Annotated in this window: 1 protein-coding gene; it reads left to right on the forward strand. The window is 62.1% G+C overall.

The window, feature by feature from the left end; translation table 11 throughout:
• Positions 1 to 97 precede the first annotated feature (97 nt).
• Positions 98 to 274, forward strand: coding sequence for a hypothetical protein (locus BG61_RS43145; protein ID WP_161783742.1), 177 nt, complete (start codon positions 98 to 100; stop codon positions 272 to 274).
• Positions 275 to 470 lie beyond the last annotated feature (196 nt).

Genomic DNA, 470 nt, shown 5'->3' on the forward strand with positions numbered 1-470 from the left:
GCGGCGCGTTGCAGGTCCCCGCAATACTTCGCGAACATCGTATCCATGAAGCGCTCCGCTCCCTTGCACGACACAGACGCACGTGCCACCAACGGGCATGGTTGCAGCGATCCCTGACGCGGCCGCCCGATTCACCGAAGATCAAGACCTGCGCCCAAGCATCCTGCGCAACTGCAATCCGGAACCTGCCATCGACTCGCGGCGCATGCGCGGCGCGGGTGACGGCGCATTGAAACATGGCGCGTACGCGCGCTACATGCAAAACACGCCTTAATAACCATAACAACATCGAGGTGCGTCGACGCACGAGTTCATTGATACAGGAAGCGCCAACCGAGCGCCATAAAACCGAAGGAGATGTTGAGACATGGCACATAGTTCCACCCCCGCGCCCGCGCGCGCGACCAGGACCCCGAACCGGTGGGGCCAGCTCGTGATCGGCCTCATCTGCATGGGCCTCGTCGCGAATC

Origin of the sequence: Caballeronia glathei, from assembly GCF_000698595.1 — a bacterium.
Taxonomy (GTDB): domain Bacteria; phylum Pseudomonadota; class Gammaproteobacteria; order Burkholderiales; family Burkholderiaceae; genus Caballeronia; species Caballeronia glathei.